The organism is Burkholderia sp. AU33803 (genome assembly GCF_002223095.1).
In the GTDB taxonomy this organism is placed as follows: Bacteria; Pseudomonadota; Gammaproteobacteria; order Burkholderiales; family Burkholderiaceae; genus Burkholderia.
The window spans coordinates 1,707,455-1,732,789 of sequence record NZ_NKFJ01000004.1 but is presented as its reverse complement, the minus strand read 5'-3'; the positions used below and the strand labels follow the sequence as shown (position 1 = coordinate 1,732,789).

At 66.5% G+C, this 25,335-nt stretch carries 27 protein-coding genes; 11 read left to right on the top strand and 16 right to left on the bottom strand.

Annotation, left to right across the window (positions count from 1 at the left end):
- Positions 1 to 91: 91 nt before the first annotated feature.
- A complete protein-coding gene (locus tag CFB41_RS10545; RefSeq protein WP_011352445.1) occupies positions 92 to 907 on the bottom strand; it encodes a pyruvate, water dikinase regulatory protein in 816 nt (271 codons plus the stop codon).
- 376 nt (positions 908 to 1,283) lie between these two features.
- On the opposite strand from CFB41_RS10545, the gene ppsA reads away from it, so the two are divergent.
- The 3 genes from ppsA (at position 1,284) to CFB41_RS10530 (ending at position 5,339) form a co-directional block, all read left to right on the top strand.
- On the top strand, positions 1,284 to 3,683 hold the full coding sequence (gene ppsA, locus CFB41_RS10540) for a phosphoenolpyruvate synthase (RefSeq protein ID WP_089456420.1): 2,400 nt from the start codon (positions 1,284 to 1,286) through the stop codon (positions 3,681 to 3,683).
- 252 nt (positions 3,684 to 3,935) lie between these two features.
- A complete protein-coding gene (locus CFB41_RS10535) occupies positions 3,936 to 4,370 on the top strand; it encodes an NfeD family protein (RefSeq protein ID WP_089440429.1) in 435 nt (144 codons plus the stop codon).
- Between the two features lie 33 nt (positions 4,371 to 4,403).
- Complete coding sequence (locus tag CFB41_RS10530) at positions 4,404 to 5,339, top strand: SPFH domain-containing protein (RefSeq protein ID WP_039342757.1); 936 nt, start codon at positions 4,404 to 4,406, stop codon at positions 5,337 to 5,339.
- A gap of 235 nt (positions 5,340 to 5,574) precedes the next feature.
- Here CFB41_RS10530 and smpB read toward each other — a convergent pair whose 3' ends face one another.
- Positions 5,575 to 6,021 carry an SsrA-binding protein SmpB gene (gene smpB, locus CFB41_RS10525; RefSeq protein WP_089440428.1) on the bottom strand — a complete coding sequence of 149 codons (447 nt, stop codon included), beginning with the start codon at positions 6,019 to 6,021 and terminating at the stop codon, positions 5,575 to 5,577.
- Positions 6,022 to 6,119: 98 nt separating this feature from the next.
- Between smpB and CFB41_RS10520 the strand changes: the two genes are divergently transcribed.
- Both CFB41_RS10520 and CFB41_RS10515 read left to right on the top strand, forming a co-directional pair.
- Positions 6,120 to 6,557 carry a type II toxin-antitoxin system RatA family toxin gene (locus CFB41_RS10520; protein WP_034188832.1) on the top strand — a complete coding sequence of 146 codons (438 nt, stop codon included), beginning with the start codon at positions 6,120 to 6,122 and terminating at the stop codon, positions 6,555 to 6,557.
- 4 nt (positions 6,558 to 6,561) lie between these two features.
- Positions 6,562 to 6,885 (top strand): RnfH family protein, encoded by a 324-nt coding sequence (locus CFB41_RS10515; RefSeq protein ID WP_089440427.1) that lies wholly within the window; start codon positions 6,562 to 6,564, stop codon positions 6,883 to 6,885.
- A 54-nt stretch (positions 6,886 to 6,939) separates the two neighbouring features.
- Here CFB41_RS10515 and CFB41_RS10510 read toward each other — a convergent pair whose 3' ends face one another.
- The 3 genes from CFB41_RS10510 to CFB41_RS10500 form a co-directional block, all read right to left on the bottom strand.
- On the bottom strand, positions 6,940 to 7,923 hold the full coding sequence (locus tag CFB41_RS10510) for a DMT family transporter (protein WP_089456621.1): 984 nt from the start codon (positions 7,921 to 7,923) through the stop codon (positions 6,940 to 6,942).
- 136 nt (positions 7,924 to 8,059) lie between these two features.
- Positions 8,060 to 8,746, bottom strand: coding sequence for a DUF5074 domain-containing protein (locus tag CFB41_RS10505; protein WP_089456620.1), 687 nt, complete (start codon positions 8,744 to 8,746; stop codon positions 8,060 to 8,062).
- A 31-nt stretch (positions 8,747 to 8,777) separates the two neighbouring features.
- A complete protein-coding gene (locus CFB41_RS10500; protein ID WP_089456419.1) occupies positions 8,778 to 9,998 on the bottom strand; it encodes a helix-turn-helix domain-containing protein in 1,221 nt (406 codons plus the stop codon).
- A 114-nt stretch (positions 9,999 to 10,112) separates the two neighbouring features.
- Between CFB41_RS10500 and CFB41_RS10495 the strand changes: the two genes are divergently transcribed.
- The 5 genes from CFB41_RS10495 to guaA all read left to right on the top strand — a co-directional run bounded on the left by CFB41_RS10495 (position 10,113) and on the right by guaA (position 15,810).
- Entirely contained in the window at positions 10,113 to 10,877 is a 765-nt protein-coding gene (locus CFB41_RS10495) for a DUF899 domain-containing protein (protein WP_089456418.1), read from the top strand.
- Positions 10,878 to 10,905: 28 nt separating this feature from the next.
- A complete protein-coding gene (locus tag CFB41_RS10490; protein ID WP_089456417.1) occupies positions 10,906 to 11,712 on the top strand; it encodes a DUF2182 domain-containing protein in 807 nt (268 codons plus the stop codon).
- Positions 11,713 to 11,989: 277 nt separating this feature from the next.
- Positions 11,990 to 13,450, top strand: a complete 1,461-nt coding sequence (gene guaB / locus CFB41_RS10485) for an IMP dehydrogenase (protein WP_011352433.1) — start codon at positions 11,990 to 11,992, stop codon at positions 13,448 to 13,450.
- A gap of 6 nt (positions 13,451 to 13,456) precedes the next feature.
- Positions 13,457 to 14,074, top strand: coding sequence for a hypothetical protein (locus CFB41_RS10480; protein ID WP_089456416.1), 618 nt, complete (start codon positions 13,457 to 13,459; stop codon positions 14,072 to 14,074).
- Positions 14,075 to 14,190: 116 nt separating this feature from the next.
- Positions 14,191 to 15,810 carry a glutamine-hydrolyzing GMP synthase gene (gene guaA, locus CFB41_RS10475; protein WP_069248259.1) on the top strand — a complete coding sequence of 540 codons (1,620 nt, stop codon included), beginning with the start codon at positions 14,191 to 14,193 and terminating at the stop codon, positions 15,808 to 15,810.
- Positions 15,811 to 16,148: 338 nt separating this feature from the next.
- Here the strand turns inward: guaA and CFB41_RS10470 are convergent, their stop codons facing one another.
- The 4 genes from CFB41_RS10470 to CFB41_RS10455 form a co-directional block, all read right to left on the bottom strand.
- Complete coding sequence (locus tag CFB41_RS10470) at positions 16,149 to 16,781, bottom strand: glutathione S-transferase family protein (protein WP_089456415.1); 633 nt, start codon at positions 16,779 to 16,781, stop codon at positions 16,149 to 16,151.
- A gap of 34 nt (positions 16,782 to 16,815) precedes the next feature.
- Positions 16,816 to 17,562: an SDR family NAD(P)-dependent oxidoreductase gene (locus CFB41_RS10465; protein ID WP_089440344.1), complete on the bottom strand. Its 747-nt coding sequence runs from the start codon at positions 17,560 to 17,562 to the stop codon at positions 16,816 to 16,818.
- Between the two features lie 32 nt (positions 17,563 to 17,594).
- On the bottom strand, positions 17,595 to 18,455 hold the full coding sequence (locus tag CFB41_RS10460) for an alpha/beta fold hydrolase (protein WP_089456414.1): 861 nt from the start codon (positions 18,453 to 18,455) through the stop codon (positions 17,595 to 17,597).
- 120 nt (positions 18,456 to 18,575) lie between these two features.
- The gene (locus CFB41_RS10455; protein WP_089456413.1) at positions 18,576 to 19,325 is read right to left on the bottom strand and encodes an SDR family NAD(P)-dependent oxidoreductase; all 750 of its coding nucleotides are present in this window, start codon (positions 19,323 to 19,325) and stop codon (positions 18,576 to 18,578) included.
- Between the two features lie 161 nt (positions 19,326 to 19,486).
- On the opposite strand from CFB41_RS10455, the gene CFB41_RS10450 reads away from it, so the two are divergent.
- A complete protein-coding gene (locus tag CFB41_RS10450) occupies positions 19,487 to 20,401 on the top strand; it encodes a LysR family transcriptional regulator (protein ID WP_089456619.1) in 915 nt (304 codons plus the stop codon).
- 395 nt (positions 20,402 to 20,796) lie between these two features.
- On the opposite strand, the gene CFB41_RS10445 is transcribed toward CFB41_RS10450, so the two are convergent.
- The 7 genes from CFB41_RS10445 to CFB41_RS10415 form a co-directional block, all read right to left on the bottom strand.
- Positions 20,797 to 21,414, bottom strand: a complete 618-nt coding sequence (locus CFB41_RS10445) for a PolC-type DNA polymerase III (RefSeq protein WP_089456412.1) — start codon at positions 21,412 to 21,414, stop codon at positions 20,797 to 20,799.
- A gap of 256 nt (positions 21,415 to 21,670) precedes the next feature.
- Positions 21,671 to 22,135: an acetyltransferase gene (locus CFB41_RS10440; protein WP_089456411.1), complete on the bottom strand. Its 465-nt coding sequence runs from the start codon at positions 22,133 to 22,135 to the stop codon at positions 21,671 to 21,673.
- 116 nt (positions 22,136 to 22,251) lie between these two features.
- Entirely contained in the window at positions 22,252 to 22,743 is a 492-nt protein-coding gene (locus CFB41_RS10435) for an NUDIX hydrolase (RefSeq protein ID WP_089456410.1), read from the bottom strand.
- A gap of 50 nt (positions 22,744 to 22,793) precedes the next feature.
- Entirely contained in the window at positions 22,794 to 23,678 is an 885-nt protein-coding gene (locus CFB41_RS10430) for an NAD(P)-dependent oxidoreductase (RefSeq protein WP_089456409.1), read from the bottom strand.
- A 96-nt stretch (positions 23,679 to 23,774) separates the two neighbouring features.
- A complete protein-coding gene (locus CFB41_RS10425) occupies positions 23,775 to 24,062 on the bottom strand; it encodes a DUF971 domain-containing protein (RefSeq protein ID WP_089456408.1) in 288 nt (95 codons plus the stop codon).
- The gene (locus tag CFB41_RS10420; protein WP_089456407.1) at positions 24,059 to 25,054 is read right to left on the bottom strand and encodes a HEAT repeat domain-containing protein; all 996 of its coding nucleotides are present in this window, start codon (positions 25,052 to 25,054) and stop codon (positions 24,059 to 24,061) included. Before CFB41_RS10420 ends, CFB41_RS10425 begins: the two co-directional genes overlap by 4 nt.
- 31 nt (positions 25,055 to 25,085) lie before the next feature.
- Positions 25,086 to 25,331, bottom strand: a complete 246-nt coding sequence (locus CFB41_RS10415) for a ferredoxin family protein (RefSeq protein ID WP_089456406.1) — start codon at positions 25,329 to 25,331, stop codon at positions 25,086 to 25,088.
- Between the last annotated feature and the right edge of the window lie 4 nt (positions 25,332 to 25,335).

Sequence of the window (25,335 nt, the reverse complement as noted above, 5' to 3'; positions counted from 1 at the left end):
CACGCGTGATCGCTCAACACCATGAAAAAGGCCGCGTCGAACGCGGCCTTTTCGTTTCCAGTGGCGACCAGGCGGCCGCCAGCGCTCGGGCTTAGTACGACTGCCGGTCGAGGCGGATTTCCTGCAGGATCGTCGTCGCGATTTCCTCGATCGACTTGTGCGTCGACGACAGCCACTTGATCCCCTCGCGGCGCATCATCGCTTCGGCTTCGTTGATCTCGTAGCGGCAGTTCTCGGGCGCCGCGTATTTGCTGCCCGGCCGGCGCTCGTTACGGATCTCGGACAGGCGCTGCGGGTCGATCGACAGCCCGAACAGCTTCTCGCTGTACGCGGCGAGCGCCGACGGCAGCTTGCCGCGCTCGAAATCCTCCGGAATCAGCGGATAGTTGGCCGCCTTCACGCCGTACTGCATCGCGAGATACAGGCTCGTCGGCGTCTTGCCGCTGCGCGACACGCCGACGAGGATCACGTCGGCTTCCGACAGATTGCGGTTCGACTGGCCGTCGTCGTGCGCGAGCGAGAAGTTGATCGCCTCGATCCGGGTCTTGTATTCCTCGGTGTCCGCGTTCTGGTGGCCGCGACCCATCGCGTGGCTCGACTTGAGCTCCAGTTCCTGCTCGAGCGGTTCGACGAAGCGCTGGAACATGTCGAGCACGAGTGCGTTCGAGCGCTTGACGATGTCGTTCGACTCGCTGTCGACGAGCGTCGTGAACACGATCGCGCGGCGGCCGTCGTGCACGGCGGCCTCGTTGATCTTCTCGACGGTCGCATAGGCCTTGTCGAGCGAGTCGACGAACGGCACGCGCACGAGACGGAATTTCTGGTCGAACTGGGAGAGGATCGAATGCGCGAAGGTTTCGGCAGTGATCCCGGTGCCGTCGGAGACGATGAATACGGTAGGCAGCATGAATCTGGGCGTCGAGCGTGAAGGGCGGTTGCGCGGGCGGCTGGAGGTTCGCCTCCAGACGCAGTGACAAGGTCGCGCCACATCCGGCAGCCGGCACGGTAGAATAGCGGCAACCTGTTGGATAAGCAATTGCGGGGGCAGGGCGCGTACGGCGCCCCAGGCTTCGCCGATCGATTCCAAAATTCCCGGCAAGTTTGGCGATTTGTCTGAAAATATCGCTCTTCTGCCGGGATTTTTGCAAATCGGGTCGGAAGATCATCCGCCGCTGCGATTGTTTCTCCAACAGGTTGCGCAAGACGCGCCGCGCCTTTTTGCAAGCGCCCGCGTCCAAGCCCACTTGCGCAATCGAGCATTTTTTTCACACTTAGGGGCTTGTATGACTAACGCAGCAAACGTCGCAAAGGACCAGGCGTATGTAATTCCGTTCGAGCAGTTGCGGATGACCGATGTGGAGATCGTCGGCGGCAAGAATGCGTCGCTGGGCGAAATGATCAGCCAGCTTTCCGAAGCAGGCGTTCGCGTACCCACCGGTTTCGCCACGACCGCGCTCGCGTTCCGCGATTTCCTCAAGCACAACGACCTTACCGACCGCATCGCCAAGCGTCTCGAGTCGCTCGACATCGACGACGTGAAGGCGCTCGCCGAAGCAGGCGCCGAAATCCGCAAGTGGATCGTCGAGGCGCCGATGCAGGCACGTCTCGAGCAGGAAATTCGTGAGCAGTTCGAAACCCTGAAGAACAGCTCGCCGGGCGAGCTGTCGTTCGCCGTGCGTTCGTCCGCGACCGCGGAAGACCTGCCCGACGCATCGTTCGCCGGCCAGCAGGAGTCGTACCTGAACGTCGTCGGCATCGACGACGTGCTCGACCGCATGAAGCACGTGTTCGCGTCGCTGTACAACGACCGCGCGATCTCGTATCGCGTGCACAAGGGCTTCACGCACGCGGAAGTCGCGCTGTCGGCCGGCGTGCAGCGCATGGTCCGCTCGGACGTCGGCGCGGCCGGCGTGATGTTCACGATCGACACCGAATCGGGCTTCAAGGACGCCGTGTTCATCACGTCGAGCTACGGCCTGGGCGAAACCGTCGTGCAGGGCGCAGTGAACCCGGACGAGTTCTACGTGTTCAAGACGACGCTCGCGCAGGACAAGTACCCGATCATCCGCCGCTCGATCGGCTCGAAGCTGATCAAGATGGAATTCACGCAGCCGGGCGAGCCGGGCCGCGTGAAGACGGTCGACGTGCCGCACGAGCAGCGCAACCGCTACTCGATCACCGACGAAGACGTGATCGAGCTCGCGAAGTACGCGGTCATCATCGAGAAGCACTACCAGCGTCCGATGGACATCGAGTGGGGCAAGGACGGCCGCGACGGCAAGATCTTCATCCTGCAGGCACGCCCGGAAACCGTGAAGAGCCAGGCGAGCGGCAAGGCCGAGCAGCGCTTCAAGCTGAAGGGGCAGTCGCAGGTGCTGGCAACGGGCCGTGCGATCGGCCAGAAGATCGGTGCGGGCCCCGTGCGCGTGATCCAGGATCCGTCGGAAATGGAACGCGTGCAGCCGGGCGACGTGCTGGTGGCCGACATGACCGACCCGAACTGGGAGCCGGTGATGAAGCGTGCAGCCGCGATCGTCACGAACCGTGGCGGCCGGACCTGCCACGCGGCGATCATCGCGCGTGAACTCGGCGTGCCGGCAGTCGTCGGCTGCGGCGACGCGACCGACATCCTGAAGGACGGCGCGCTCGTCACCGTGTCGTGCGCGGAAGGCGACGAAGGCAAGATCTACGACGGCCTGCTCGAGACGGAAGTCACGGAAGTGCAGCGCGGCGAACTGCCGGAAATCCCGGTCAAGATCATGATGAACGTCGGCAACCCGCAGCTCGCGTTCGACTTCTCGCAACTGCCGAACGGCGGCGTGGGTCTCGCGCGTCTCGAGTTCATCATCAACAACAACATCGGCGTTCACCCGAAGGCGATCCTCGAGTACCCGAACATCGACCAGGACCTGAAGAAGGCCGTCGAGAGCGTCGCGCGCGGTCACGCATCGCCGCGTCAGTTCTACGTCGACAAGCTGACGGAAGGTGTCGCGACGATCGCGGCGGCGTTCTATCCGAAGCCCGTGATCGTGCGTCTGTCCGACTTCAAGTCGAACGAGTACAAGAAGCTGATCGGCGGTTCGCGTTACGAGCCGGACGAGGAAAACCCGATGCTGGGCTTCCGCGGCGCGTCGCGTTACATCGCCGAAGACTTCGCGCAGGCGTTCGAGATGGAGTGCCGTGCACTGAAGCGCGTGCGCGACGAGATGGGCCTGACCAACGTCGAGATCATGGTGCCGTTCGTGCGTACCGTGAAGCAGGCGGAGCGCGTCGTCGGCCTGCTCGAGAAGTTCGGCCTGAAGCGTGGCGAAAACGGCCTGCGCCTCGTGATGATGTGCGAAGTCCCGACCAACGCGATCCTCGCCGAAGACTTCCTGCAGTTCTTCGACGGTTTCTCGATCGGCTCGAACGACCTCACGCAGCTCACGCTCGGCCTCGACCGCGACTCGGGCATGGAACTGCTGGCTGTCGACTTCGACGAACGCGACCCGGCCGTCAAGTTCCTGCTGAAGCGCGCGATCGATACCTGCCGCAAGATGGGCAAGTACGTCGGCATCTGCGGCCAGGGCCCGTCCGATCACCCGGACTTCGCGCAATGGCTGACGGACGAAGGCATCGTGTCGATCTCGCTGAACCCCGACACGATCATCGATACGTGGCAGGCGCTCGCCAACCGGAAGTAACGGTCGGTAACGTGCCATCGACGAAGGAGCGGCTCTGCCGCTCTTTCAGTGAAGGCAAATTGCAAGGTTCATGCTATAAACACCCCGGTAGCCACCGGGGTGTTTTTGTTTGTCGGTACGAACCGGGCTGCCCGAGCCTGTCGACCGCACGCCCGGGAGCCACGAACAAATCGATCCGGAACAGCGCTTCAGCGCGTATTCTGGTTCCATGCCACGCAAGTAAGCGCGGGAGATGTTTTTCTGGAGACCACAATGATGTCGGGGCATCTGTTCTGGTGGGTCGCGGTGGGCGTGCTGGTCGTGGCCGAGTTGCTGACGGGCACGTTCTACCTGCTGATGATCGCGCTCGGCTTTCTCGCGGGCGGGCTGCTGCAGCTGGCCGGTTTCGCGCCGCACGTGCAGTTCGGTGCGGCGGCCGTGGTCGCGATCGTCGCGATGGTCGTGTTGCGGCGTTCGGGGCTTGGCCGCAAGCAGAAGCGCGACACGTCGACGAATCCCGACGTCAATCTCGATATCGGCGCGACCGTCACGGTCGACGCGTGGCGTGATCGCCGCGCGCGTGTGCAGTATCGCGGCGCCGACTGGGACGTCGAGCTCGAGAACGGCGAGCGCGACGATGCGCACGTGTACCAGGTGAGTGCCGTGCGCGGCAATTGTCTCGTGGTCGTGGCGAAACCCGCGGGCTGATCGTCCGCCGATACAACAAGGAGGGAATATTTCATGGATTCGCTGATCATCTGGGTTGTCCTGCTCGTCATCGCGATCGTGATCGTGTCGAAGACGGTGAAGATCGTGCCGCAGCAGCATGCGTGGGTGCTCGAACGCTTCGGGCGCTATCACGCGACGCTGTCGCCCGGCCTGAACATCGTGCTGCCGTTCGTCGATCGCATCGCATACCGGCACGTGCTGAAGGAAATCCCGCTCGACGTGCCGAGCCAGGTCTGTATCACGCGCGACAACACGCAGCTGCAGGTCGACGGCGTGCTGTATTTCCAGGTGACCGATCCGATGAAGGCGTCGTACGGGTCGAGCAACTTCGTGCTCGCGATCACGCAGCTCGCGCAAACGACGTTGCGCTCGGTGGTCGGCAAGCTCGAGCTCGACAAGACCTTCGAGGAGCGCGACTTCATCAACCACAACATCGTGTCGGCGCTCGATCAGGCCGCGGCGAACTGGGGGGTGAAGGTCCTGCGCTACGAGATCAAGGACCTGACGCCGCCGAAGGAAATCCTGCACGCGATGCAGGCGCAGATCACCGCGGAACGTGAAAAGCGTGCGCTGATCGCCGCATCCGAAGGCCGCAAGCAGGAGCAGATCAACCTCGCGTCGGGTGCGCGCGAAGCGGCGATCCAGAAATCCGAAGGCGAGCGGCAGGCTGCGATCAACCAGGCGCAGGGCGAGGCCGCCGCGATCCTGGCGGTGGCCGAGGCGAACGCGCAGGCGATCCAGAAGATCGCGAACGCGATGCAATCGCAGGGCGGGATGGATGCGGTGAACCTGAAGGTAGCCGAGCAGTATGTCAGCGCATTCTCGAATCTCGCGAAGCAGGGCAACACGCTGATCGTGCCGGCGAACCTGTCGGATCTCGGCACGGCGATCTCGTCGGCGCTGACGATCGTCAAGAGCGCGGGGGCCGCGTCGGGCGGGAAGGCCTGAGTCCGGATCGGCGCGGGCCGCCGGCGGCCGCCGCGTGTGATCGGCGTGCGACGAATCGTCGCGCAGCGGGAGGCGGATGATGCCCGTGCGGTGCCGTCGTCGGCACCTTTCTTCGGCCGCAACCCGCGGCGTGCCTGGGATCGCTCTTGTCCCTGGCGTGCCCGATTCACCTGACACCCAAGCAACACGGCCCGCTTCGAGCGGGCCGTGTCGTGTGTGATGCGTGTCGCGCGGGTCAGGTGCCGGCGCGCATGATGCGTGCCTTTTCGCGTTCCCAGTCGCGCTTCTTCTCGGTTTCGCGCTTGTCGTGCAGCTTCTTGCCCTTCGCGAGCGCGATGTCGCACTTCACGCGACCGCCCTTGTAGTGGAAGTTCAGCGGCACGAGCGTGTAGCCGCGCTGCTCGACCTTGCCGATCAGTTTCTTGATTTCCTCGCGGTGCAGCAGCAGCTTGCGCGTGCGAACCGGGTCGGGCGTGATGTGGGTCGAAGCCTCGGGCAGCGGGCTGATATGGGTACCGATCAGGAAGATCTCGGCGTGCTTGATCACGACGTAACCTTCCTTGATCTGGCCGCGCCCGGCGCGCAGCGCCTTGACTTCCCAGCCCTCGAGCACGAGCCCCGCCTCGTAGCGTTCCTCGATGTGATAATCGAAGTGCGCTTTCCTGTTGTCGATGATGCTCATGAAAGGATCGGGCCAACTCGTTTAAAATCACGATTTTAGCAAAGCGGGGCGGGAATCGCCCGGCTTGCGTTCTCACTTTGAGCGATGCCGCGCGATTTATGGCAGATGTCCAGAAAACCGTATTGATCCGTCATTCGGCGGAACAGATGTTCGACCTCGTCACCGACGTGGCCGACTACCCCAATTTCCTGCCCTGGTGCGGCGGTGTCGAGATTCGCCGTCAGGACGAGAGCGGGATGGAAGCGCGCATCGACATCAACTTCAAGGGCATCAAGCAGCATTTCGCGACGCGCAACACGCAGCAGCGCCCGACGCGGATCGACATGGAGTTCACGGACGGCCCGTTCAAGAAGTTCACGGGCTCGTGGCGCTTCACGGCACTGCGTGCCGATGCCTGCAAGATCGAATTCGCGCTGCACTACGAGTTCTCGAGCATCCTGCTCGAGAAGATCATCGGGCCCGTGTTCAGCCATATCGCGAACACGTTCGTCGATTCGTTCGTGAAGCGCGCCGACCAGCGCTACGGGAAGGGGTGACGCGATGCTGTCGATCGAAGTCTGCTACGCGCTGCCGGATCGCCAGACGCTGATTCCGCTGTCGCTGCCCGACGGGGCGACCGTTCGTTCGGCGATCGATGCGAGTGGCGTGCTCGCGCTGCACCCGGAAATCGATCTCGCGAACGCGAAGACGGGCGTGTACGGCAAGCTGGCGCCGCTCGATGCACCGCTCGCCGACCACGACCGCGTCGAGATCTACCGCCCGTTGATCGTCGATCCGAAGCTCGCGCGCCAGCGGCGCGTCGACAAGTCGCGCCGCGCCGGCTCCATCGAGGGCCGCAAGTGGATGCACAAGGACGCGCGCTGACGCGGGCCGGTTCGCGGCTTCAGGCCCGATTCGTTTGATCGAACGCCGCGGCGCTCAGTGGGCCGCGGCGTTCGCGTTTGCGGGAGTGCTTCCCGACGTATCGCTGCCGGCGGGCGTGTCGCCGTGCTGCCGCACGGATCCGTAGACGCCCGCGAGCAGCAGCACCAGCGCGGCGATCTCGAGTGCATGCGGCATCCGCTGGTCGTACACGAACGCGTAAAGCATCGCAAACACGGTTTCGAACACGATCAGCTGGCCCGACAGCGTGAGCGGCAGCCGCTTCGACGCGGCATTCCACAGCCCGTTGCCGAGCCACGATGCGCCGATCGCGAGCACCAGGTTCAGCAGCCAGAACAGCTGCCAGCGCGACGCCGGCACCGACGCCTGCACGGCGCCGGCCGGCAGCGCGACGATCGCGATCCAGACGAGCCCGCCGATCAGGCCCGTCACGACACCCCACAGCACCGACCACTCGTTGCCGCCGAAATGATGATGGCGCTGCAGATAGCGAGCGTTCGCGACCGCATACCAGGTCCAGCTCGCGAGCGCGCCGGCCGCGCAGGCGATGCCCGCGAGCTTCTGGCCGAGCGTCGTCGCATGCGCGGCCTCGGACGTGAACAGGTCGACGTTGATGCAGACGATGCCCGCGATCACCAGCGCAAGCGGGGCCGCGAGCCGCCGCAGCGGCACGGCGCCGTGGTCGCCGAGGCCCGCGAGCGTGACCGTGACGGGCAGCACGCCGACGATCAGCGAACTGGGCGCGATGCCGATCAGGTGCACGGCGCCGGACAGCAGCATGTAGTACGCGACGTTGCCGACGATGGCGAGCCTGACCAGCGCGACGAGATCCTCGCGGGTCAGCCGCGCGAGCAGCGAGCGGGCGGCCGGCAGCGCGGCCGCCAGCGACACGAGGCCGTACATCGCGTAGCGGCCGGCGCTCAGCAGTAGCGGCGAGAAGTCGGTCAGCAGCCGAGGAACGAGAAACACCATGCCCCACAGGGCACCTGCCAAAACACCATAGACCACACCGCGTCGCATCGACCGCTCCGAACACATGACTGACGAGCGCGCAGCTTAGCGATGCGGCCGCCACGTCGTCTTGTTCATTCCTGCACTCGGCGCAGTGCGGAGTGCGGGCGTGCCGCGCCCGGGGGCGATCACGGCAGGCTGCTGATCATTCGTCAGCCGAATCGGGCGAGGCGCCCGCTTTGTTGCCCGACGCCCCGGCCCGCGCGGGCCGGCGTACGGCGCGCAACGTGCCGCTGTTGCCGCCGCCGCAGTAGAAGCAGTCGTGGCCGTCGGATTCGAGCCCCGATACGCCGACGCCTGCCGGCATGTCGATCTGCTCGAGCACCTCACCCGTGCGCGGATCGATGTGGCGCAGGTCGGCCTGGTCGGCTTCCCAGGTGCCGTGCCACAGCTCGCCGTCGACCCACGTCACGCCGGTGACGAAGCGGTTCGATTCGATCGTGCGCAGCACGGCACCCGTTTGCGGATCCACCTGGTGAATCTTGCGTTCGCGGTACTGGCCGACCCACAGCGCGCCTTCGGCCCAGGCCAGCCCGGAATCGCCGCCGTTGCCCGGGGCGGGGATCGTCGCGAGCACGCGGCCCGATTCGGGATCGATCTTCTCGATGCGGTCCTCGACGATCTGGTACAGGTGCCGGCCGTCGAACGCCGTGCCCGCATGCGCGGCGACGTCGAGCGAGCGGACGGTCGTGCCGCGTTCCGGGTCGAGCGCATTCAGCTTGTCGCCGGACGCGTACCACACGTACTGCCCGTCGTACGTGACGCCGTGTACGCCGTCGACGCCCGCAAACGGGCCGTATTCGCGAAGGATGTCTGCTCGGGAGCGTTTCATGTTCGTTACCTCGTCGTTCGATGCGGTCATCCTAATCGGCCCGCAGCGGGGCAGGGAGTAACAAGGTCGTCGCGAAACCGGGCAATGGCGGCGTCATCCATCGGCGCGCGCGGCCGCGGCCGAGCGCCTGGACCTTGTCGGCTTCGGCGAGTGCGTCGAGCGCGCGCTGCACGGTGCGCTGGCTTGCGCCGAGGGCCAGCGCCAGCGCGGAGCTCGACCACGCTTCGCCATCGGCGAGGAGCGCGAGCACGGCCGCGTGGCGATCGTCGACCGGGCGCGCCAGCACGACGGTCTCGCGTATGCCGAGCGGTTCGAGCGCGAAGCCGCGCGGCGTGGCGACGACGTTCGCGAGCGGCCGCAGCACCGCGCGCAGCCGGCCGATCTCGACGCGCAGGCGTGCGCGATGCGATTCGTCCGCGTGTTTCGCGCGGAACCCGACGGCGACGAGCGCGTTGCGCGACACGTCGGCCGGCCAGGCCTCGCCGAGCGCGCGGGCGAGCACGAACAGCACCGGCCGCCGCGCGAGCGACACGATCGTGCGCGCATCGCGCACCGTGTGACGGCACGCATCGACGACGAGCGCGTTCGACGCGAATAGCGTCTCGACTTCATCGAGTTGTACGAGCCGCGATGTACCGCGCGCGATGAGGCGCGCGGCCGGGGCGTCGAGCACGCGTGCCGCGGCCTCGACCTCGGCCGTCAGCGCGGCGATGCCGGCGTCGCGGGCTGCTGCGCGCGCACGGGCAAGCGCTGCACGGGCCGCGTGCGTGCGGATGCGGCGCATCGCGATGCCGGCCGCGATCAGCTCATGGGCGGCGCGCGATGCAGCGGGCAGCGGCGCGGGATCGAGATTCGCGAGCATCCGCTCCGCATCGTCGAGCTGGCCGATCAGCAGCAGCCGGCGCACGCCGAGATAGCGCGCATGCGCGGCGTTGGCACGGTCGCCGTGCGCGTCGAGCGTCGCGCACGCGGCATCGAGCGCGCGCGTCGGCCAGCGCAGGTCGCGCGATGCGAGCGCGATCTCCGCTTCCGCGACGACGCAGCGCGCACGCGCCACGGCCTCCCTGGCGCCGAACGCACGCGCGGCGCCGCGCACGAGCGCGCGAGCCCGTTCGAAATCACCGAGCTGCGCCATGGCGATCCCGCGCAGCGCGAGCGCCGGCGCATCGTCGCGCAGCGCGACGCGGTTCAGCGCGCCGAGCGCGTCACCGGCCGCGAGCGCGCGCGCGGCCGCGGTGATCAGCGAATCCATCCGAATCCCGACACACTTGTCACTCCCTCCGGTCCGATGCCCGCCCCTAATCTAGCACCACGCACACGGCACCGGACGCCGTGCCCGGATACCCATCGGAAGGAGGAACCCGCCATGACGACCCATCTCACCGGAACCCGCGACGAATGGCTGGCCGAACGCCGCGCGCTGCTCGACGCGGAAAAGGCGCTGACGCGGCAAAGCGACGAACTCGCGCGGCGACGCCAGGTGCTGCCCTGGGTGCGCGTCGACAAGACCTACCGGTTCGACACCGAAGACGGGCAGGCAACGCTCGATGACCTGTTTCTCGACCGCTCGCAATTGCTCGTCTATCACTTCATGTTCGGCCCCGACTACCAGGCCGGCTGCCCGTCGTGTTCGTCGATTGCCGACGGTTTCGACGGCTTCGCCGTGCACCTGGCGAACCACGACGTGACGCTCGCCGCCGTGTCGCGCGCGCCGCTCGCGAAGCTGCTCGCGTACCGCCAGCGCATGGGGTGGCACTTTCCGTGGGCGTCGTCGGTCGGCAGCGATTTCAACTTCGACTTCAACGTGTCGTTCACCGAAACGCAGCAGCGCGCGGGCGACGTCGAGTACAACTACGCGCGGGCCGGCCACGCGATGGACATGGATCCGCCGCCGCCACCCGTCGTGCAGTTCGCGGCGACGTGCGGCACCGACGCGCTCACGTATTCGCTCGACCGGCCGGGGATGAGCGCGTTCGTGCGCGAGGACGGCGCGGTTTATCACACGTATTCCACCTATGCGCGCGGCCTCGACGGGCTGTGGGGGATGTACCAGTGGCTCGATCGCGCGCCGCGCGGGCGCAACGAAACCGGCCCGTGGTGGCGCCGTCATGACGAGTACGCCCGTGGCTGAGCGCGCCGGCAACGGGCGGGGGCGGGCGATGACTCGGCCAGCGGCCGTCGTTGCGGGCCCCGATCCGCGGGCCTTCGCGGTGGCGCTCGCGGCCGTGTTCGCGGTTGCCGTTGTTGCGACCGTGGCGCAGCACGCGTCGATGGCCGCGATGGGCGGCGCACCGGTGTCCGGCGGCTGGATGACGCAGGCGGTATGGCAGCGGCCGTGCGGATGGGGCGCCGGCCGCACGTTCGCGGCGTTCGCCGGCATGTGGGGCGCGATGACGGTGACGATGATGCTGCCCGTGCTGGCGCCGGTGCTGTGGCGATACCGGCAGGGCGCCGGTCCGTTGGCGGCGGCGCGTTCGTCCTGGCTCGTCGCGGTGGTGGGCGCCGGGTATTTCGCCGTTTGGATGGCAGTCGGCGCGCTCGTGTTTCCGGCCGGCGCCGTGCTGACGAGCGCAGCCGCTCGGCTGCCGGTGCTCGGCCGTGCGATGCCGTTCGTGGCCGGCGCGGTCGTATTGGCCGCAGGCGTCCTGCAATTCTGCGGGTGGAAGACGCGCCGGCTGACGTGCTGCCGGCGTGCGGCGACCGGCGTGCATCCGCCGCACGCGGGGGCCGGTGCGGCATGGCGGCACGGGGTGCGAGCCGCCATCCGATGCGGGGCGTGTTGCGGGAACCTGATGGCGGTCGCGCTGGCGGCCGGCATGATGGATCTGCGCGTGATGGCGGTCGTGACGGTCGCGATCGCCGCCGAGCGCCTCGCGCCGGCCGGTGGGCGGGTAGCGCGGCTCGTCGGCTGCGTTGCGGTCGGCGGCGGCGTGGTGATGATCGTCCGCGCGGCCGGGCTGCCGTGAGGCGGGACGGCGGGCCCGTTCGGCCCGTTGCCGGGCCGCGCTTTACCGCCGCCGCTACCGCTGCGTGGCCCGTCCGCAACAGGCGGATGGGCCGTTTCGCGGCCGGCTGCGCGAATGGCTCGATGCGGCGGTGAAACGAAAGGCGATCGAAAACGAACCGAACGGCGATCCGAACGATTCGGCCCCCGAACGGCCGAAACCGGCTAAGCCGTTGTTCGTGTTGTGAAAATTCACGGCGCTTCGCGTATAATTCGCTTTTGCGCCCATAGGATTTGCCATGCGTCTGATCCAAAAAGCACTCACTTTCGATGACGTGCTCCTCGTTCCCGCCTTCTCCGACGTTCTCCCGCGCGACACCAGCCTCAAGACCAAGCTGACCCGCAACATCTCCCTGAACATGCCGCTCGTGTCCGCCGCGATGGACACGGTCACCGAAGGTCGCCTTGCGATCGCGATGGCCCAGCAGGGTGGCGTCGGTATCGTCCACAAGAACCTCACGCCGGCCGAACAGGCCCGCGAGGTCGCGAAGGTCAAGCGTTTCGAATCGGGCGTCGTCCGCGATCCGATCACGGTGCCGCCGCAAATGAAGGTGCGCGACGTGATCGCGCTGTCGCGCCAGCATGGCATCTCGGGCTTCCCGGTCGTCGAAGGCCCGCAGCTCGTCGGCATCGTCACGAACCGCGACCTGCGTTTCGAAACCCGCCTCGATGAGCCGGTCAAGTCGATCATGACGCCGCGCGAGCGTCTCGTCACGGTCAAGGAAGGCACGCCGCTCGCCGAAGCGAAGGCGCTGATGCACAGCCACCGCCTCGAGCGCGTGCTGGTCGTCAACGACGCGTTCGAACTGCGCGGCCTGATGACCGTCAAGGACATCACGAAGCAGACCGAGCACCCGGACGCGTGCAAGGACGAACACGGCAAGCTGCGCGCAGGCGCGGCGGTCGGCGTCGGTCCCGACAACGAAGAGCGTGTCGAGCTGCTGGTGCAGGCCGGCGTCGACGTGATCGTCGTCGATACCGCGCACGGCCACAGCAAGGGCGTGCTCGAGCGCGTTCGCTGGGTCAAGCAGAACTTCCCGCACGTCGAAGTGATCGGCGGCAACATCGCGACGGCCGCCGCCGCGAAGGCGCTCGTCGAATACGGCGCGGATGCGGTCAAGGTCGGTATCGGTCCGGGCTCGATCTGCACGACGCGGATCGTCGCCGGTGTCGGCGTGCCGCAGATCAGCGCGATCGCGAACGTCGCGGAAGCGCTGAAGGGTACGGGCGTGCCGTGCATCGCCGACGGCGGCGTGCGCTTCTCGGGCGACGTGTCGAAGGCCCTCGCGGCCGGCGCGAACGCGGTGATGATGGGCAGCATGTTCGCGGGCACCGAAGAGGCGCCGGGCGACGTGTTCCTGTACCAGGGCCGCCAGTACAAGTCGTATCGCGGCATGGGTTCGGTCGGTGCGATGAAGGACGGCGCGGCAGACCGCTACTTCCAGGACAACTCGGCGAACATCGACAAGCTCGTGCCGGAAGGCATCGAAGGCCGTGTCGCGTACAAGGGCTCGGTCAACGCGATCCTGTTCCAGCTGGTCGGCGGCGTGCGCGCGAGCATGGGCTACTGCGGCTGCAAGACGATCGACGAGCTGCACGACAAGGCTGAATTCGTCCAGATCACCGCGGCGGGCATGCGCGAGTCGCACGTGCACGACGTGCAGATCACGAAGGAAGCGCCGAACTACCACGTGGACTGATCGCCGATGAAACCGCTGCTGCGAGCCGTGCTGGTCATCGATGCCGTGCTGCTGCTGGCGTTCGGCGTGCTGTTCGTGCTGACGCCCTGGCAGTCGCTCTTCAACGCGCTGCAGCTTGCGAACGTCCAGCCGGCGATGCTCGGCCAGGCGTTCGGCATCGCGTTGCTCGGGCTCGCGTGGCTCGCGTTTCATGCAGCGTTCAACGGGGATCTCACGGCGCCGGTCGCGCGTTCGGTCGGCCATGTGTATTGGCTGACCGGCGCGCTGACGATCGTCTGGTCGATCGGCACCGGCAGCGGTCCCGCGCTCGCGGCCGCCGGCCGCGTGCTGTCGGCGGTGGCCGGCGTCGCGCTGATCGTGCTCGGCCTCGGCGGCGTGCGGCTCGCATCGGCTGTGCGCCGGCGCGAAAAAGAGCAGGCGCGGGAGCAGGCGCTCGAGGCGCGCGCGCCGGTGCAGCGTCCGGCCGAGCCGGCGACGGCACCCGCGTCGTCATCTGCGCCGCAGCGTGTCGAACCCGTCGTCAGCCGTCCCGCGGCGTCCGCTGCATCGTCGTCACCGGCCGCATCCGGCCCATCGTCGTCCGGCACCGTCGCACTCGACGAGCGCCCGCCGATGCAGGATTGACCGGCCATGCGTCGAGCGTGCTGCCTTCCGCCCGACGCCGCTGTCCATGCTATTGACGCAGCGCATGATGAAAATGATGCGCTGCTTTTCTTATTCTCTTCATCCCGTCCGCAGCCATGCACGACAAAATCCTGATTCTCGACTTCGGTTCGCAAGTCACCCAACTGATTGCGCGACGTGTGCGCGAAGCGCACGTCTACTGCGAAATCCATCCGAACGATGTGTCCGACGACTTCGTCCGCGAGTTCGCGCCGAAGGCGGTGATCCTGTCGGGCAGCCACGCGAGCACGTACGAAGACCATCAGCTGCGCGCGCCGCAGGCCGTGTGGGATCTCGGCGTGCCGGTGCTCGGCATCTGCTACGGCATGCAGACGATGGCCGTGCAGCTCGGCGGCAAGGTCGAATGGAGCGACCACCGCGAATTCGGTTACGCGGAAATGCGCGCACACGGACACACGCGCCTGCTCGACGGCATCGAGGACTTCAAGACGGACGAAGGCCACGGGATGCTGAAGGTCTGGATGAGCCACGGCGACAAGGTTGCCGAGCTGCCGCCGGGCTTCGCGCTGATGGCGTCGACGCCGAGCTGCCCGATCGCCGGCATGGCCGACGAGGCGCGCGGCTACTACGCGGTGCAGTTCCATCCGGAAGTCACGCACACGGTGAAGGGCCGCCAGATCATCGAGCGCTTCGTGCTGCAGATTGCCGGTGCGAAGCCCGACTGGATCATGAGCAACCACATCGAGGAAGCCGTCGCGAAGATCCGCGAGCAGGTCGGTGACGAGGAAGTGATTCTCGGCCTGTCGGGCGGTGTGGATTCGAGCGTCGCCGCTGCGCTGATCCATCGCGCGATCGGCGACCAGCTCACCTGCGTGTTCGTCGACCACGGCCTGCTGCGCCTGAACGAAGGCAAGATGGTGCTCGACATGTTCGAGGGCCGCCTGCATGCGAAGGTCGTGCACGTCGACGCGTCCGACCAGTTCCTCGGCCACCTGGCCGGCGTGACTGATCCGGAAGCGAAGCGCAAGATCATCGGCCGCGAGTTCGTCGAGGTGTTCCAGGCCGAGGCGAAGAAGCTGTCGAAGGCGAAGTGGCTCGCGCAGGGCACGATCTACCCGGACGTGGTGGAATCGGGCGGCACGAAGACGAAGAAGGCGACGACGATCAAGAGCCACCACAACGTCGGCGGCCTGCCGGAAACGCTCGGCCTGAAGCTGCTCGAACCGCTGCGCGACCTGTTCAAGGACGAAGTGCGCGAACTGGGCGTTGCGCTCGGCCTGCCGCCGGAAATGGTGTACCGCCATCCGTTCCCGGGCCCGGGCCTCGGCGTGCGGATTCTCGGCGAAGTGAAGCGCGAGTTCGCGGACCTGCTGCGCCGCGCGGACGCGATCTTCATCGAGGAACTGCGCAACACGACCGCGACCGCGCAGGATGCGGCTGCCGGCTTGTGCGGCGAAGCCGATGTCGGCAAGAGCTGGTACGACCTGACGAGCCAGGCGTTCGCGGTGTTCCTGCCGGTGAAGTCGGTGGGTGTGATGGGCGATGGCCGCACGTACGACTACGTGACGTCGCTGCGCGCAGTGCAGACGACCGACTTCATGACTGCACACTGGGCGCACCTGCCGTACGCGCTGCTCGGCCGCGCGTCGAACCGGATCATCAACGAGGTGCGCGGGATCAACCGGGTCGTGTACGACATCTCGGGCAAGCCGCCGGCGACGATCGAGTGGGAGTGAATTGACGTCCTTCGATGATTATCGCCAGCTATCGAAAAACTGCCGTAACGATTTGACTTTCAAATCAATACGTCGCGGAGTCTATCGGTGGCTATCGTCGGCCTGCAAAACAAGTTGACGGCAGAGTTGGCGGTAAAAGTCGAGGCCGGATCAAGACATTCTCGTTCACTATTCAGACTTTTACCGTCCTTGACGGTAAAAGTCTTCCCGGGGAAGCTAGTTTTACGCGGCTTTCCGGGCATCCACAGTTCTCCCGATCCCTGACGGTAAAACCGACGGTAACGCCGTCAAAAAATTGGACGCGGTGAACGCTTCGCAATATGCGAAACGGACTGCGTTCAAGCGGTTGCGCTGTCGCGAAGCGAGACGGCGTCGTACCAGCGTCGCAGCGCACGGAATTCTTCCGGAATCGACAAGTCGATCGCCTTGGCGGCGAAATCCACCGTGACGAGCAGCGTGATGTCCGCTACCGAGAAGTTCTCGCCAGCGGCGAAGGGCGACTCGGCCAACCGCGCGTTCATGTCCGCGAACAGATTTTTCACGCGCCGCGTGCTGCGCTCGACCAGTGAAGGGATCTGCTCGTAGTCGTGCGGTCCCGCGATCGCCCGGCCCTTCAGGCCGGGCGCCTTGTTCCGAATCGCTTCCATCACTGACGCGAAACCTTCCTGCTCGATGCGGCGATCCCACATCGAGACCACGGCCTGCTCCGCGGGCGTCGTGCCGAAGAGCGAGGGCGTCGGGTACACATCATCGAGGTAGCGGTTGATGACGGGCACTTCGCCGAGGGCCGTCCCATCATCCAGCACCAGCGTGGGCACGACGCGGCGCGGATTGATGGCGCGGTAGGCGTCGGCGTGTTGTTCGCCCTTGCCCAGGTCGATCGGGACCAGGGTGGGAGTGAGGCCCTTCTCGGCGAGCAGGATGCGCACGCGACGGGAATTGGGCGACGACGTGGAGTGATAGAGCTTCATTTGAATTTCCTTGAGAGATTGAATGGGTGCGGGCTCAGAGCTTGGAGCCGCCATCCACGCGCAACGTGTCACCGGTGATCCAGCGCGCCTGGTCCGAGGCCAGGAACGCGACGACGCTGGCGATGTCTTCGGGTTGGGCCACGCGTTGCAAGGCCTGCATGCCGAGGGTTGCCTCGCGTCCCGCGTCCGTCTTGGTGAAACTCGACATCTCGGTTTCCACCACGCCCGGTGCCACCGCGTTGACGCGGATGCCACGCGAGCCGAGAGCCGCGGCCCAGTGCTTCACCAGCGTATCGATCGCACCCTTGGTGGCCGAGTAGGCAGAGAGCGTGCCGACCGAGGCGTGTGCCGCCAGCGACGACAGCAGGACGATGCTGCTTCCTTTGCACAGAGCAGGCAGTAGTTGCTGCACGAGGAAAAATGGTGCGCGCACGTTGACGGCGAAGAGCGCGTCGAAGTCCTCGACCGTCGTCTCCTCGATCGACGCGGCCTTGGCGATGCCCGCATTGGCCACCAGGACATCCAGCCGTCCGCCGATGATGGTGCGAACGCGTTCGGCGAGCTGGTGCGGACCGTCCGGCGAACGCAGGTCGGTGGCGATCGTCTCGGCTTTGCCGCCGGCCCGGCGGATTTCGTCGACCACGGCGGTCGCCTCCGTCTCGCCGCTGCCGTAGTGAACCAGGACCTGCGCTCCGGCCGCGGCCAGCGTCAAGGCGGTGGCGCGGCCGATGCCGCGCGAAGCACCGGTGACGAGCGCGGTCTTGCCCGTGAGTGAGTTCATGACGTCCGTCTCCAAAGAGGTTGCGAGGTCGCTCAAGCGCGGGCCATGCCGGCCGGGCCTTCGTTCAGGAACTGAACGGCGTGCGCGACGAAGCGCTCCGGGTACTGATAAATCGAGCCGTGGCCGGCGTCCGGATAGAGCACCAGTTGGGCGTTCGGCAGGTGCTGCTGCAGCGTGACAGAGTGCGCAGTCGGGATGATCGCGTCGTTGCTGCCCTGGACGATCAGCGTGGGCTGCCGGATCGACTTCAGGTAGGCCAGCGCATTCTCGTCCGGCGCGATCCATTTGCCGATGGCGGCGCCTTGGGCGGCAACGGTTTGCGCGCTCACTTCCGGGTCGCGATCCTGGCGGCGCCACTTGCGTTGAAGGAAGGCGATGCCGGCTTTCTGGCTGGCCTCGGACGGCGCGAAGTGCACCGACAGCCAGAGATGTTCAGGCGGCTCGTAGCGGCCCGCGAAGATCTCGGCCGAGCGGCTGGCCGTCATGTCGTTGCCGCGATGGCCGGTGCCGACGAGGATGAGCTTGCGCACGAGATCCCCACCTTGAAGTGCGATCTCCTGCGCGACGAAACCGCCAATCGAGATGCCCAGCACATCGACCTGGTGGAGGCCGAGCGCGCGGATGAAGGCAATGGCGTTGGCGCCCATTTCCGGGAAGCTTGCCGGCGTCTCGCCGGACGAGCTGGACACGCCAGCGTTGTTGAACAGGATCACCTCGCGCGTCTCTGCGAGGCCGTCGGTCACGGCCGGATCCCAATAGTCCATCGTTCCGGTGTAGTGCTGGTTGAAAACGATTGGCACGTCGCTTGACTCACCGAATCGGCGATAGGCGAAGCGGATGCCATTGGCCTCGATGTACTGGGTCGGGGCGGTGTGATGAGTGAAGGTGTGCATGGTCGTATTCCCTATGAGGCTGACGGATCCTTGAGCGGGCAAGGTGCTGCCCCGCCTCGGTGAAAAGCCGGGCGTTGCCTGGGTGACGGACAGGGCCGCGCCGTCTCGGCGCGGCCCTGATCAGCCGGCTGACTTGCCGCCATCGACGGTGACGATCTGGCCGGTCACGAACGCTGCGGCGTCCGAAGCCAGGAAGCGCACGGCCGCTGCAATCTCGGCCGGCTTGCCGACGCGGCCCAGCGGCACGCGTGAAGCGAGCGCAGCCTTGTTCTCCGGCGTGGCGGTGAAGCGGTCCAGCATGCCGGTGTCGGTCGGACCGGGAGCCACGGCGTTGACGCGAACGCCCGCGGCCGCCACTTCCAGCGCTGCGGACTTGGTCATGCCCTCGACGGCATGCTTGCTGCCGGCGTACACCGACGCGTAGGCCGCGCCTTCATGGCCGTAAGTCGAAGAGATGTTGATGATGCTGCCGCTGCCCTGGGCAGTCATCACGCGCAGTTCGTGCTTCATGCTCAGCAGCGTGCCGAGCACGTTGGTGTCGAAGGTGGCGGCGTAGCTGTCGGCGGTCTGGTTCACGATCAGGCCGGGCTGGCCTTCGGTGCCGGCGTTGTTGACGGCCACGTCCAGGCGGCCGAAGTGAGCCACGGTCTGATCCACCAGATCCTGAACCTCCTGGTCATGCCGGACATCGGCTTGGATGAAGTGGGCCTCGGCGCCCAGCTGACGGAGTTCGGACTCGAGTGCCTGGCCTTCCGCCGACCGGCGGCCGGAGATGACGAGACGGGCGCCGCTGTCTGCGAACGCCAAGGCGGTGGCGCGACCGATGCCGGTCAGCGCGCCGGTGATGAGAATGACGGGATGGTGGCTCATGATATGCTCCTTGAGGTATGACGGTTGACGTACGGGCGAGGGGTTGCTGTCGTTCCGAATCTGCTTTCCCCGCCGCCATGAGTGAGAATTTAGGGGCCTCCCTTCAGAAACAAAAAGACTTTGTAAGTGGGTTGGTATGCCTAAAAAGCATGGGAGCAAGCATGGAGCTGAGACATCTGCGCTACTTCATCGCCGTGGCGGAGACGGGCAGTCTGACGGTGGCTGCCGAGCGGCGGCTGCATACGTCCCAGCCTTCGCTGAGCCGGCAGATCCGCGACCTGGAAGATCAGGTCGGCGTGGATCTGCTCAGCCGCAGCACGCGCGGCGTCGAACTGACGCCGGCGGGGAAAGCCTTCATCGATCACGCGCGACTGGCCCTGAGTCAGGTCGATGCGGCGATCGAGGCCGCGCGCCGGGCGGCGCAGCCGAGCAAGCAGCGTTTTGCACTGGGCTTCCTGACCGGACAGGAGATGACCTGGTTGCCGAAGGCGCTGAACTTGCTGCGCGACGAGTTGCCGAACATCGACGTCACGGTCTCCAGCGATTACTCACCGGACCTGGCGGATGCATTGGCGCGTGGCCGGCTGGACCTGGCCTTCCTGCGCGCCGAGCCGGGCTTCGACCTGGACTACACGACGGTTGGGCAAGAGCCGCTGGTCGTGCTGATGCCGAGCGATCACACCTTGGCCTCGCAAGAGAGCATCCGACCGCAACAACTCGTGGGACAGCCCTTCGTGGCCATGGCCAACAAGGCGCGCGTGCTGCGTTCCGTGGTGGACACGTACCTGCAGCGCGAAGGTGTGACGCTTACGCCCACCCAGGGCGTGGACAACCCAGCGATGGTGATGTCGCTCGTGGCGTCGACGCGCGGGCTGACGTTGATTCCCGACTACGTCGAGAACCTGCTGCCGTGGTCCGTGGTGAGCCGCCCGTTGGCGGGAGACGTGCCGACAATCGACCTCGTTGTCGGTCACAGCCGTTCCAACGCCTCTCCAATCCTCAAGCTGTTCCTGTCCCGGTTGAGCGAGCTGGTGCCAGCGGCCGCCAAACAAGCCATGCAGCCGAGAGTGTCGTAAGGACGGAGGCTTGCCATGTTCGGCGCAGAACCTGTGGTGCTGCGTCAATTTTTTTGCAATACAGTGCCGAGCCCACGCCCCGCGCACGGGTTGGAGAAATCGGTTGGGCGCACACCCTGCTCATCATGTCGCGCTGCAAGCGCGCGCAGGCGCGTCAGGACGACGAGAGCCTGTCCATCTGCATCACCATGTGCAAGAAGAGGCCTTGCATGACACGAACACAAGTCGCAGCTCAGTCGGTCAGCGTCGTGGGCGGCCACAAGACGGCCGTCCTGCCGTTGCCTTGTATCTGGAATCAACCGGAAGACTGCTGCGACAAGAAAACGGCCTGGCAGGTTGCCAAGCCGTTTTTCATCAATGGATTGCGCGAATCGGAAGCATCGCGACCCGGATGCTCACGCGTGTGCGCCCACGAGCGAACGCAGGTACGTCGGCACTTTCGCCTTGGCCGTTGCCTGCACACGGGCCATGAGCGCGTGATCGATGCGATTCAGTCCGTACGTCCGCGCAATGTCCTGCTGCAGCCGGCACCACAGGTGCCCGGCCATCTCGGCATCGACCATCGCCCGGTGTGCGCGGCCCGATTTCGGCAGCCGCAGCATATCCACCAGGCTCGACAGGCGGTGACTCCGGGCATCCGGATAGATACGTCTTGCCACGAGCATCGTGCACGCAAAGGCATGCTCGGCCGACACGCCAAGCAGCCCGAGTTCCGACTGCCAGAACCGTTTGTCGAACCCGGCGTTGTGGGCGACGACCGCATGCTTGCCGACGAACGCCGCGGCTTCCTTCATGACCTTCGACGCCGGCGGCGCCGCTGCGATCATCTCGTTCGTGATGCCGGTCAGCGCGACGACATCGGACGGTATGCGTCTGCCTGCATTCATCAGGCTCTGGAAACGGTCGACGATTTTACCGTCCCGGAGCAGGATGACGGCGATTTCGGTCGCACGGTCGCCCATGTTCGGCGAAAGTCCGGTTGTTTCGAAGTCCAGTACCGCAAGGGTTTGCATGGTCGAATCCTGTGGCTTCACGCGATGTCGTTTAGAGTGGCCGAGAGGTTAGCATCTCCGGGCCCGCGACAGGCTCGTTCAGTCCGGGAAACGATCATCCGTGCAAGGGTCGAGCGCGTGGTACCGGTGCGTCGTGCATGACGCGTCACGTGGCCGCATGCGGCATGCGTGGAGCGGACCTGGTATCAGGTCGCCGCGTTCGCGTGCCCGGAGCGCATGACGTGGAGGGCGGCGCGCTATCCCGCGCCGGCCACGGTTATGCGCGCTGCGGCGAGGACGACGGTTTCACGCGATAGCGCAGGTGGATCAACGGATAGGCGCGCCCCTGCCCATCGAGCGCCGATCGCCCGATGCGCTCGAAGCCGAGCCGTTCATAGAATCCCGCTGCCGATTCGTTCTGCTCGTTGACGTCGGTCGACAGGTCGGGGTGACGCTTGAGCGCGTCTTCCACGAGCAGGCGCCCGACACCCGCGCCGTGGTGAGCGGGATCGACGAACAGTGCTTCCATGTGACTGCCGTCGAGCAACATGAAGCCGATTGCGCGGTCGGCTTCGTCGACGGCGAGATCGAGCGGCGCACCGGGCAGGAACGCGACGACTTCGGATTCGATCGCACGACGGTCGTCGTCGCCGAGGAAGTGGTGCGTGGCGTCGACCGCGTTGCGCCAGATATCCAGCACGCGTGCGCCGTCGGCCGGAGTCGACTTGCGAATTCTGATCATGGGTTGGCCCATCTTTGATTTGTAATTGGAGGTTCGTCGGCGCGTAGCCGGCACCGTCATGGTTCCGATCGGGCCGCGCGCAAGCGCTGCGAGAAAGACAGCGGTGCTTCACGCATTCAAGTATTGGCCGGACGCTGCGCATGACCAAGTGCCGCCGCACGCTCGATCGCGCGTCGCGCGACATCACGAACCCCTGCGCTCATCGGCAAGTCATCGCGATCGAGTTCGGCGAGATCGAACCAGCGCGCGTCGAGTGCATCGTCGCCGGCAACAGGCGCGCCGCGCAACCATCGGCACAGCACCGCGACCATCACGAAATGCTGACGCACGTCGCCGCCGGCATCATAGTCGAACGCATCCAGCGCGGTAAAGGTGTCGAGCGCCTCGACGTCGACGGTCGTCTCTTCGGCGATCTCGCGCACGACCGCGTGCGCAATCGATTCACCCGCTTCGATCTTGCCGCCGGGAAAGCCCCAGCAGCCCGCATCGGGCGGATTGGCGCGACGCACCAGCAGCACGTCGCGCTCCCGCAGGACGATGCCGATCACGGCAGGAACCGGGCGGACGGAAGCGGGGACGCTGGTCGGGGAGCGGGTTGAGTCGGACATGGGATGCTACGTGCGGGTGCGTTCGAGTGGTTGGGGCGGCCGGCGACGATTCATTGCGCGCCGTCGGTGCGCTGCTCGATTGCGCGGATCACGGCGACCATGTCGTCCGCGCCATGTCCGGCTCGCTCGGTCTCGCCGTACAGCGCATGGCAGATGTCGAGCAGCGGCGACGCGATGCCGATGCCGCGCGCGGATTCGGCGACGAGGCGCGCATTCTTCAGCACGTCGGTGATCGCGGCTTGCACCGAGAAGTCGGCCGCGACGAGTTTGCCGAGCTTCACGCGCGACACGTCGCTCGCCATCGGGCCCGCATTCAGCACGTCGGCGAAGCGGGCGAGATCGATGCCGTGGCGTTGCGCGAAATGCGTGGCTTCGGTCAGGCCGGTGACCATCGTGATCAGGAACAGGTTCACGGCGAGCTTCATCGTCAGCGCCGACGGTACGTCGCCGCACACGAAGCTGTCTCGGCACAGCGGCTTCACGAGCGCACGGACGGCGTCGACGTCGTCCGGTGCGCCGGCGAGCATCACCACGAGTTGCCCGGCTTCGGCCGGCTTGCGCGACCCCGACACCGGTGCTTCGACGTAACGGCCCGACGCGGCGGCGATGTCGTCGGCCAGTGCACGCGAATACTCGGGTGCGTTCGTGCCCATGTTCACGATGGTGTGCCCGCCGACGCGGGCGGCGAAACCGGGCGTGCCGCGCGCGAGGGCGCCGTCGATCGCCGCGTCGTTCGCAAGCATCAGGATCACGGTGCGGCAGGTCGCGAACACGTCTTCGATGTGCTCGGCCACACGTGCCCCGGCGTCGCGCAGCGCATCGTCGCTGCCGTGCGACCGGCTCCATACGACGAGCGGCGTGCCGGCCCGCGCAAGATTGAGCGCCATCGGCGTGCCCATCACGCCGAGGCCGATGAATCCGACTGCGGTTTGCATGTTCTGCTCCCACGGTGAGTGGAGACGATCGTGGGCGTCAGTATCGCAGCGTTTCCGCATGCCTGCTATTTCATCCGCGCAGCCGCGGGCGCTACGTCACGGCCGCGCTGTCATGTCCGCCAGATACGGCCACGGATAGATGCCGCGCGCATGACCGTCGCCGAACACCATGCGGATGCCGTAGCCGGCCGTTTCCAGGCTGTCCAGCGTCAGGTCGGGCCGTGCATCGACACGACCGCCGTCGTGCCGGATCCTTCGGCATTCCGCACACGGGCAATCACCGCGCAACCGTGCATAGCTGACGCGTTGCGTGTGACCGTCCGGCCAGCGGAGGGTCAACGTGCGCGCCGGATGATCGAGCACGATTTCGGTCGGGGAGATCATCGCGACGCCTCGTCGATCTGCCGGATCGCGATCCGCACGGCCTTGCGCACTTCCGGATCGTGATCCTCCAGTGCGTGGGTCAGTGCGGGCAACGTCGCGCGGTCGCGCAATTCACCGAGCGCAAGCGCGGCTTCCTTGCGCAGGTTGCTGATCGCGTGAGAGAGCAGCGCGACGACGGCCGGCGCCGCGGCCGCATCGCGCAGTTGCCCGAGCGCACGCGCGGCGCGCAGGCGCACCTGCCAGTAGTCGTCGTCGAGCGCGGCGACGAGCGGTTCGCGCGCGGTCGCGACGCGCAGCTTGCCGAGCGTCGTGGCCGCTTCCTCGCGCACCTGCCATTCGCGGTCGCGCAGCGCGGCGAACAGCGCGTGGATGACGGTCGCGTCGTCGGGTGTCGCGAACCCGATCGCGCCGACCGCGATGCGTCGCACGTCCGCTGCGGCATCGGTTGTCGCGATGCCTGCAAGCGGTGGCAGCGCACGCGGATCCTTGAGCCAGCCGAGCACCGCCACGGCTTCGGCGCGCACCTCGGCGTGTTCGGCGTCGAGCGCGTGCAGCGCGGGCGCGAACGCGCCGGGGTCGCGCAACTCGCGCAATCCGCGCAGCACGGCACGGCGCACGAACGGCTCGGGCCGTTCGGCCCATCGGCACAGCACGGCGCCCGATGCCGCGTCCTTCAGTTCGGACAGGCTCTGCGCGGCGGCGGCGCGCACATCGTCGTCCGGATCGAGCAATGCGCAGCACAGCGCATCGACGACGTCGGGTTGCTCCCATGCGCCGAGCACACGGGCAGCTTCGCCGCGCACGTCGGCCGACGGATCGTCGCGCAGCGCGACGACGAACGCGGGCACGAACCCCGGATCCTCGAGGTCGGCGAGTTCGAACAGGGCGACGCGACGTACGGCGGCATCGGGCGCGGCGAGGCGGGCGACGAGTGCGGCTTCGTCGGAGGCATGTGCGCGGGGCAACGCGGCAGCGAAGGAGGAGTCGGTCATGGGCGACGGGAGAAAGCGTTGAGGGACACGGTCAGCGCAGCAGGTAAGGGATGTCGACCTTGACCGCGCCAGTCGGGCAATCGCGTTCGCACGGCATGCAGTACCAGCATTCGTCGAACTGCATGTAGGCCTTTCCCTTGGTCACGTCGATCGCGAGCAGGTCGAGCGGGCACACGTCGACGCAGACGGTGCAGCCCTTGTCGGCGATGCAGAGGTTCTCGTCGATCGTCACGGGTGCGCTGCTGCGCTGGAAGATGTCGTGCGGCGTATGGGACATGGCA

Coding starts and splice junctions, on each gene's coding strand:
- CFB41_RS10435 (WP_089456410.1), bottom strand. CDS start 22,743: ATGTCCGACTCAACCCGCTCCCCGACCAGCGTCCCCGCTTCCGTCCGC.
- guaB (WP_011352433.1), top strand. CDS start 11,990: ATGCGTCTGATCCAAAAAGCACTCACTTTCGATGACGTGCTCCTCGTT.
- CFB41_RS10420 (WP_089456407.1), bottom strand. CDS start 25,054: ATGACCGACTCCTCCTTCGCTGCCGCGTTGCCCCGCGCACATGCCTCC.
- CFB41_RS10430 (WP_089456409.1), bottom strand. CDS start 23,678: ATGCAAACCGCAGTCGGATTCATCGGCCTCGGCGTGATGGGCACGCCG.
- guaA (WP_069248259.1), top strand. CDS start 14,191: ATGCACGACAAAATCCTGATTCTCGACTTCGGTTCGCAAGTCACCCAA.
- CFB41_RS10515 (WP_089440427.1), top strand. CDS start 6,562: ATGCTGTCGATCGAAGTCTGCTACGCGCTGCCGGATCGCCAGACGCTG.
- CFB41_RS10535 (WP_089440429.1), top strand. CDS start 3,936: ATGATGTCGGGGCATCTGTTCTGGTGGGTCGCGGTGGGCGTGCTGGTC.
- CFB41_RS10460 (WP_089456414.1), bottom strand. CDS start 18,455: ATGCACACCTTCACTCATCACACCGCCCCGACCCAGTACATCGAGGCC.
- CFB41_RS10510 (WP_089456621.1), bottom strand. CDS start 7,923: ATGCGACGCGGTGTGGTCTATGGTGTTTTGGCAGGTGCCCTGTGGGGC.
- CFB41_RS10445 (WP_089456412.1), bottom strand. CDS start 21,414: ATGCAAACCCTTGCGGTACTGGACTTCGAAACAACCGGACTTTCGCCG.
- ppsA (WP_089456420.1), top strand. CDS start 1,284: ATGACTAACGCAGCAAACGTCGCAAAGGACCAGGCGTATGTAATTCCG.
- smpB (WP_089440428.1), bottom strand. CDS start 6,021: ATGAGCATCATCGACAACAGGAAAGCGCACTTCGATTATCACATCGAG.
- CFB41_RS10545 (WP_011352445.1), bottom strand. CDS start 907: ATGCTGCCTACCGTATTCATCGTCTCCGACGGCACCGGGATCACTGCC.
- CFB41_RS10425 (WP_089456408.1), bottom strand. CDS start 24,062: ATGATCTCCCCGACCGAAATCGTGCTCGATCATCCGGCGCGCACGTTG.
- CFB41_RS10480 (WP_089456416.1), top strand. CDS start 13,457: ATGAAACCGCTGCTGCGAGCCGTGCTGGTCATCGATGCCGTGCTGCTG.
- CFB41_RS10470 (WP_089456415.1), bottom strand. CDS start 16,781: ATGAAGCTCTATCACTCCACGTCGTCGCCCAATTCCCGTCGCGTGCGC.
- CFB41_RS10440 (WP_089456411.1), bottom strand. CDS start 22,135: ATGATCAGAATTCGCAAGTCGACTCCGGCCGACGGCGCACGCGTGCTG.
- CFB41_RS10450 (WP_089456619.1), top strand. CDS start 19,487: ATGGAGCTGAGACATCTGCGCTACTTCATCGCCGTGGCGGAGACGGGC.
- CFB41_RS10490 (WP_089456417.1), top strand. CDS start 10,906: ATGACTCGGCCAGCGGCCGTCGTTGCGGGCCCCGATCCGCGGGCCTTC.
- CFB41_RS10415 (WP_089456406.1), bottom strand. CDS start 25,331: ATGTCCCATACGCCGCACGACATCTTCCAGCGCAGCAGCGCACCCGTG.
- CFB41_RS10530 (WP_039342757.1), top strand. CDS start 4,404: ATGGATTCGCTGATCATCTGGGTTGTCCTGCTCGTCATCGCGATCGTG.
- CFB41_RS10500 (WP_089456419.1), bottom strand. CDS start 9,998: ATGGATTCGCTGATCACCGCGGCCGCGCGCGCGCTCGCGGCCGGTGAC.
- CFB41_RS10465 (WP_089440344.1), bottom strand. CDS start 17,562: ATGAACTCACTCACGGGCAAGACCGCGCTCGTCACCGGTGCTTCGCGC.
- CFB41_RS10520 (WP_034188832.1), top strand. CDS start 6,120: ATGGCAGATGTCCAGAAAACCGTATTGATCCGTCATTCGGCGGAACAG.
- CFB41_RS10505 (WP_089456620.1), bottom strand. CDS start 8,746: ATGAAACGCTCCCGAGCAGACATCCTTCGCGAATACGGCCCGTTTGCG.
- CFB41_RS10455 (WP_089456413.1), bottom strand. CDS start 19,325: ATGAGCCACCATCCCGTCATTCTCATCACCGGCGCGCTGACCGGCATC.
- CFB41_RS10495 (WP_089456418.1), top strand. CDS start 10,113: ATGACGACCCATCTCACCGGAACCCGCGACGAATGGCTGGCCGAACGC.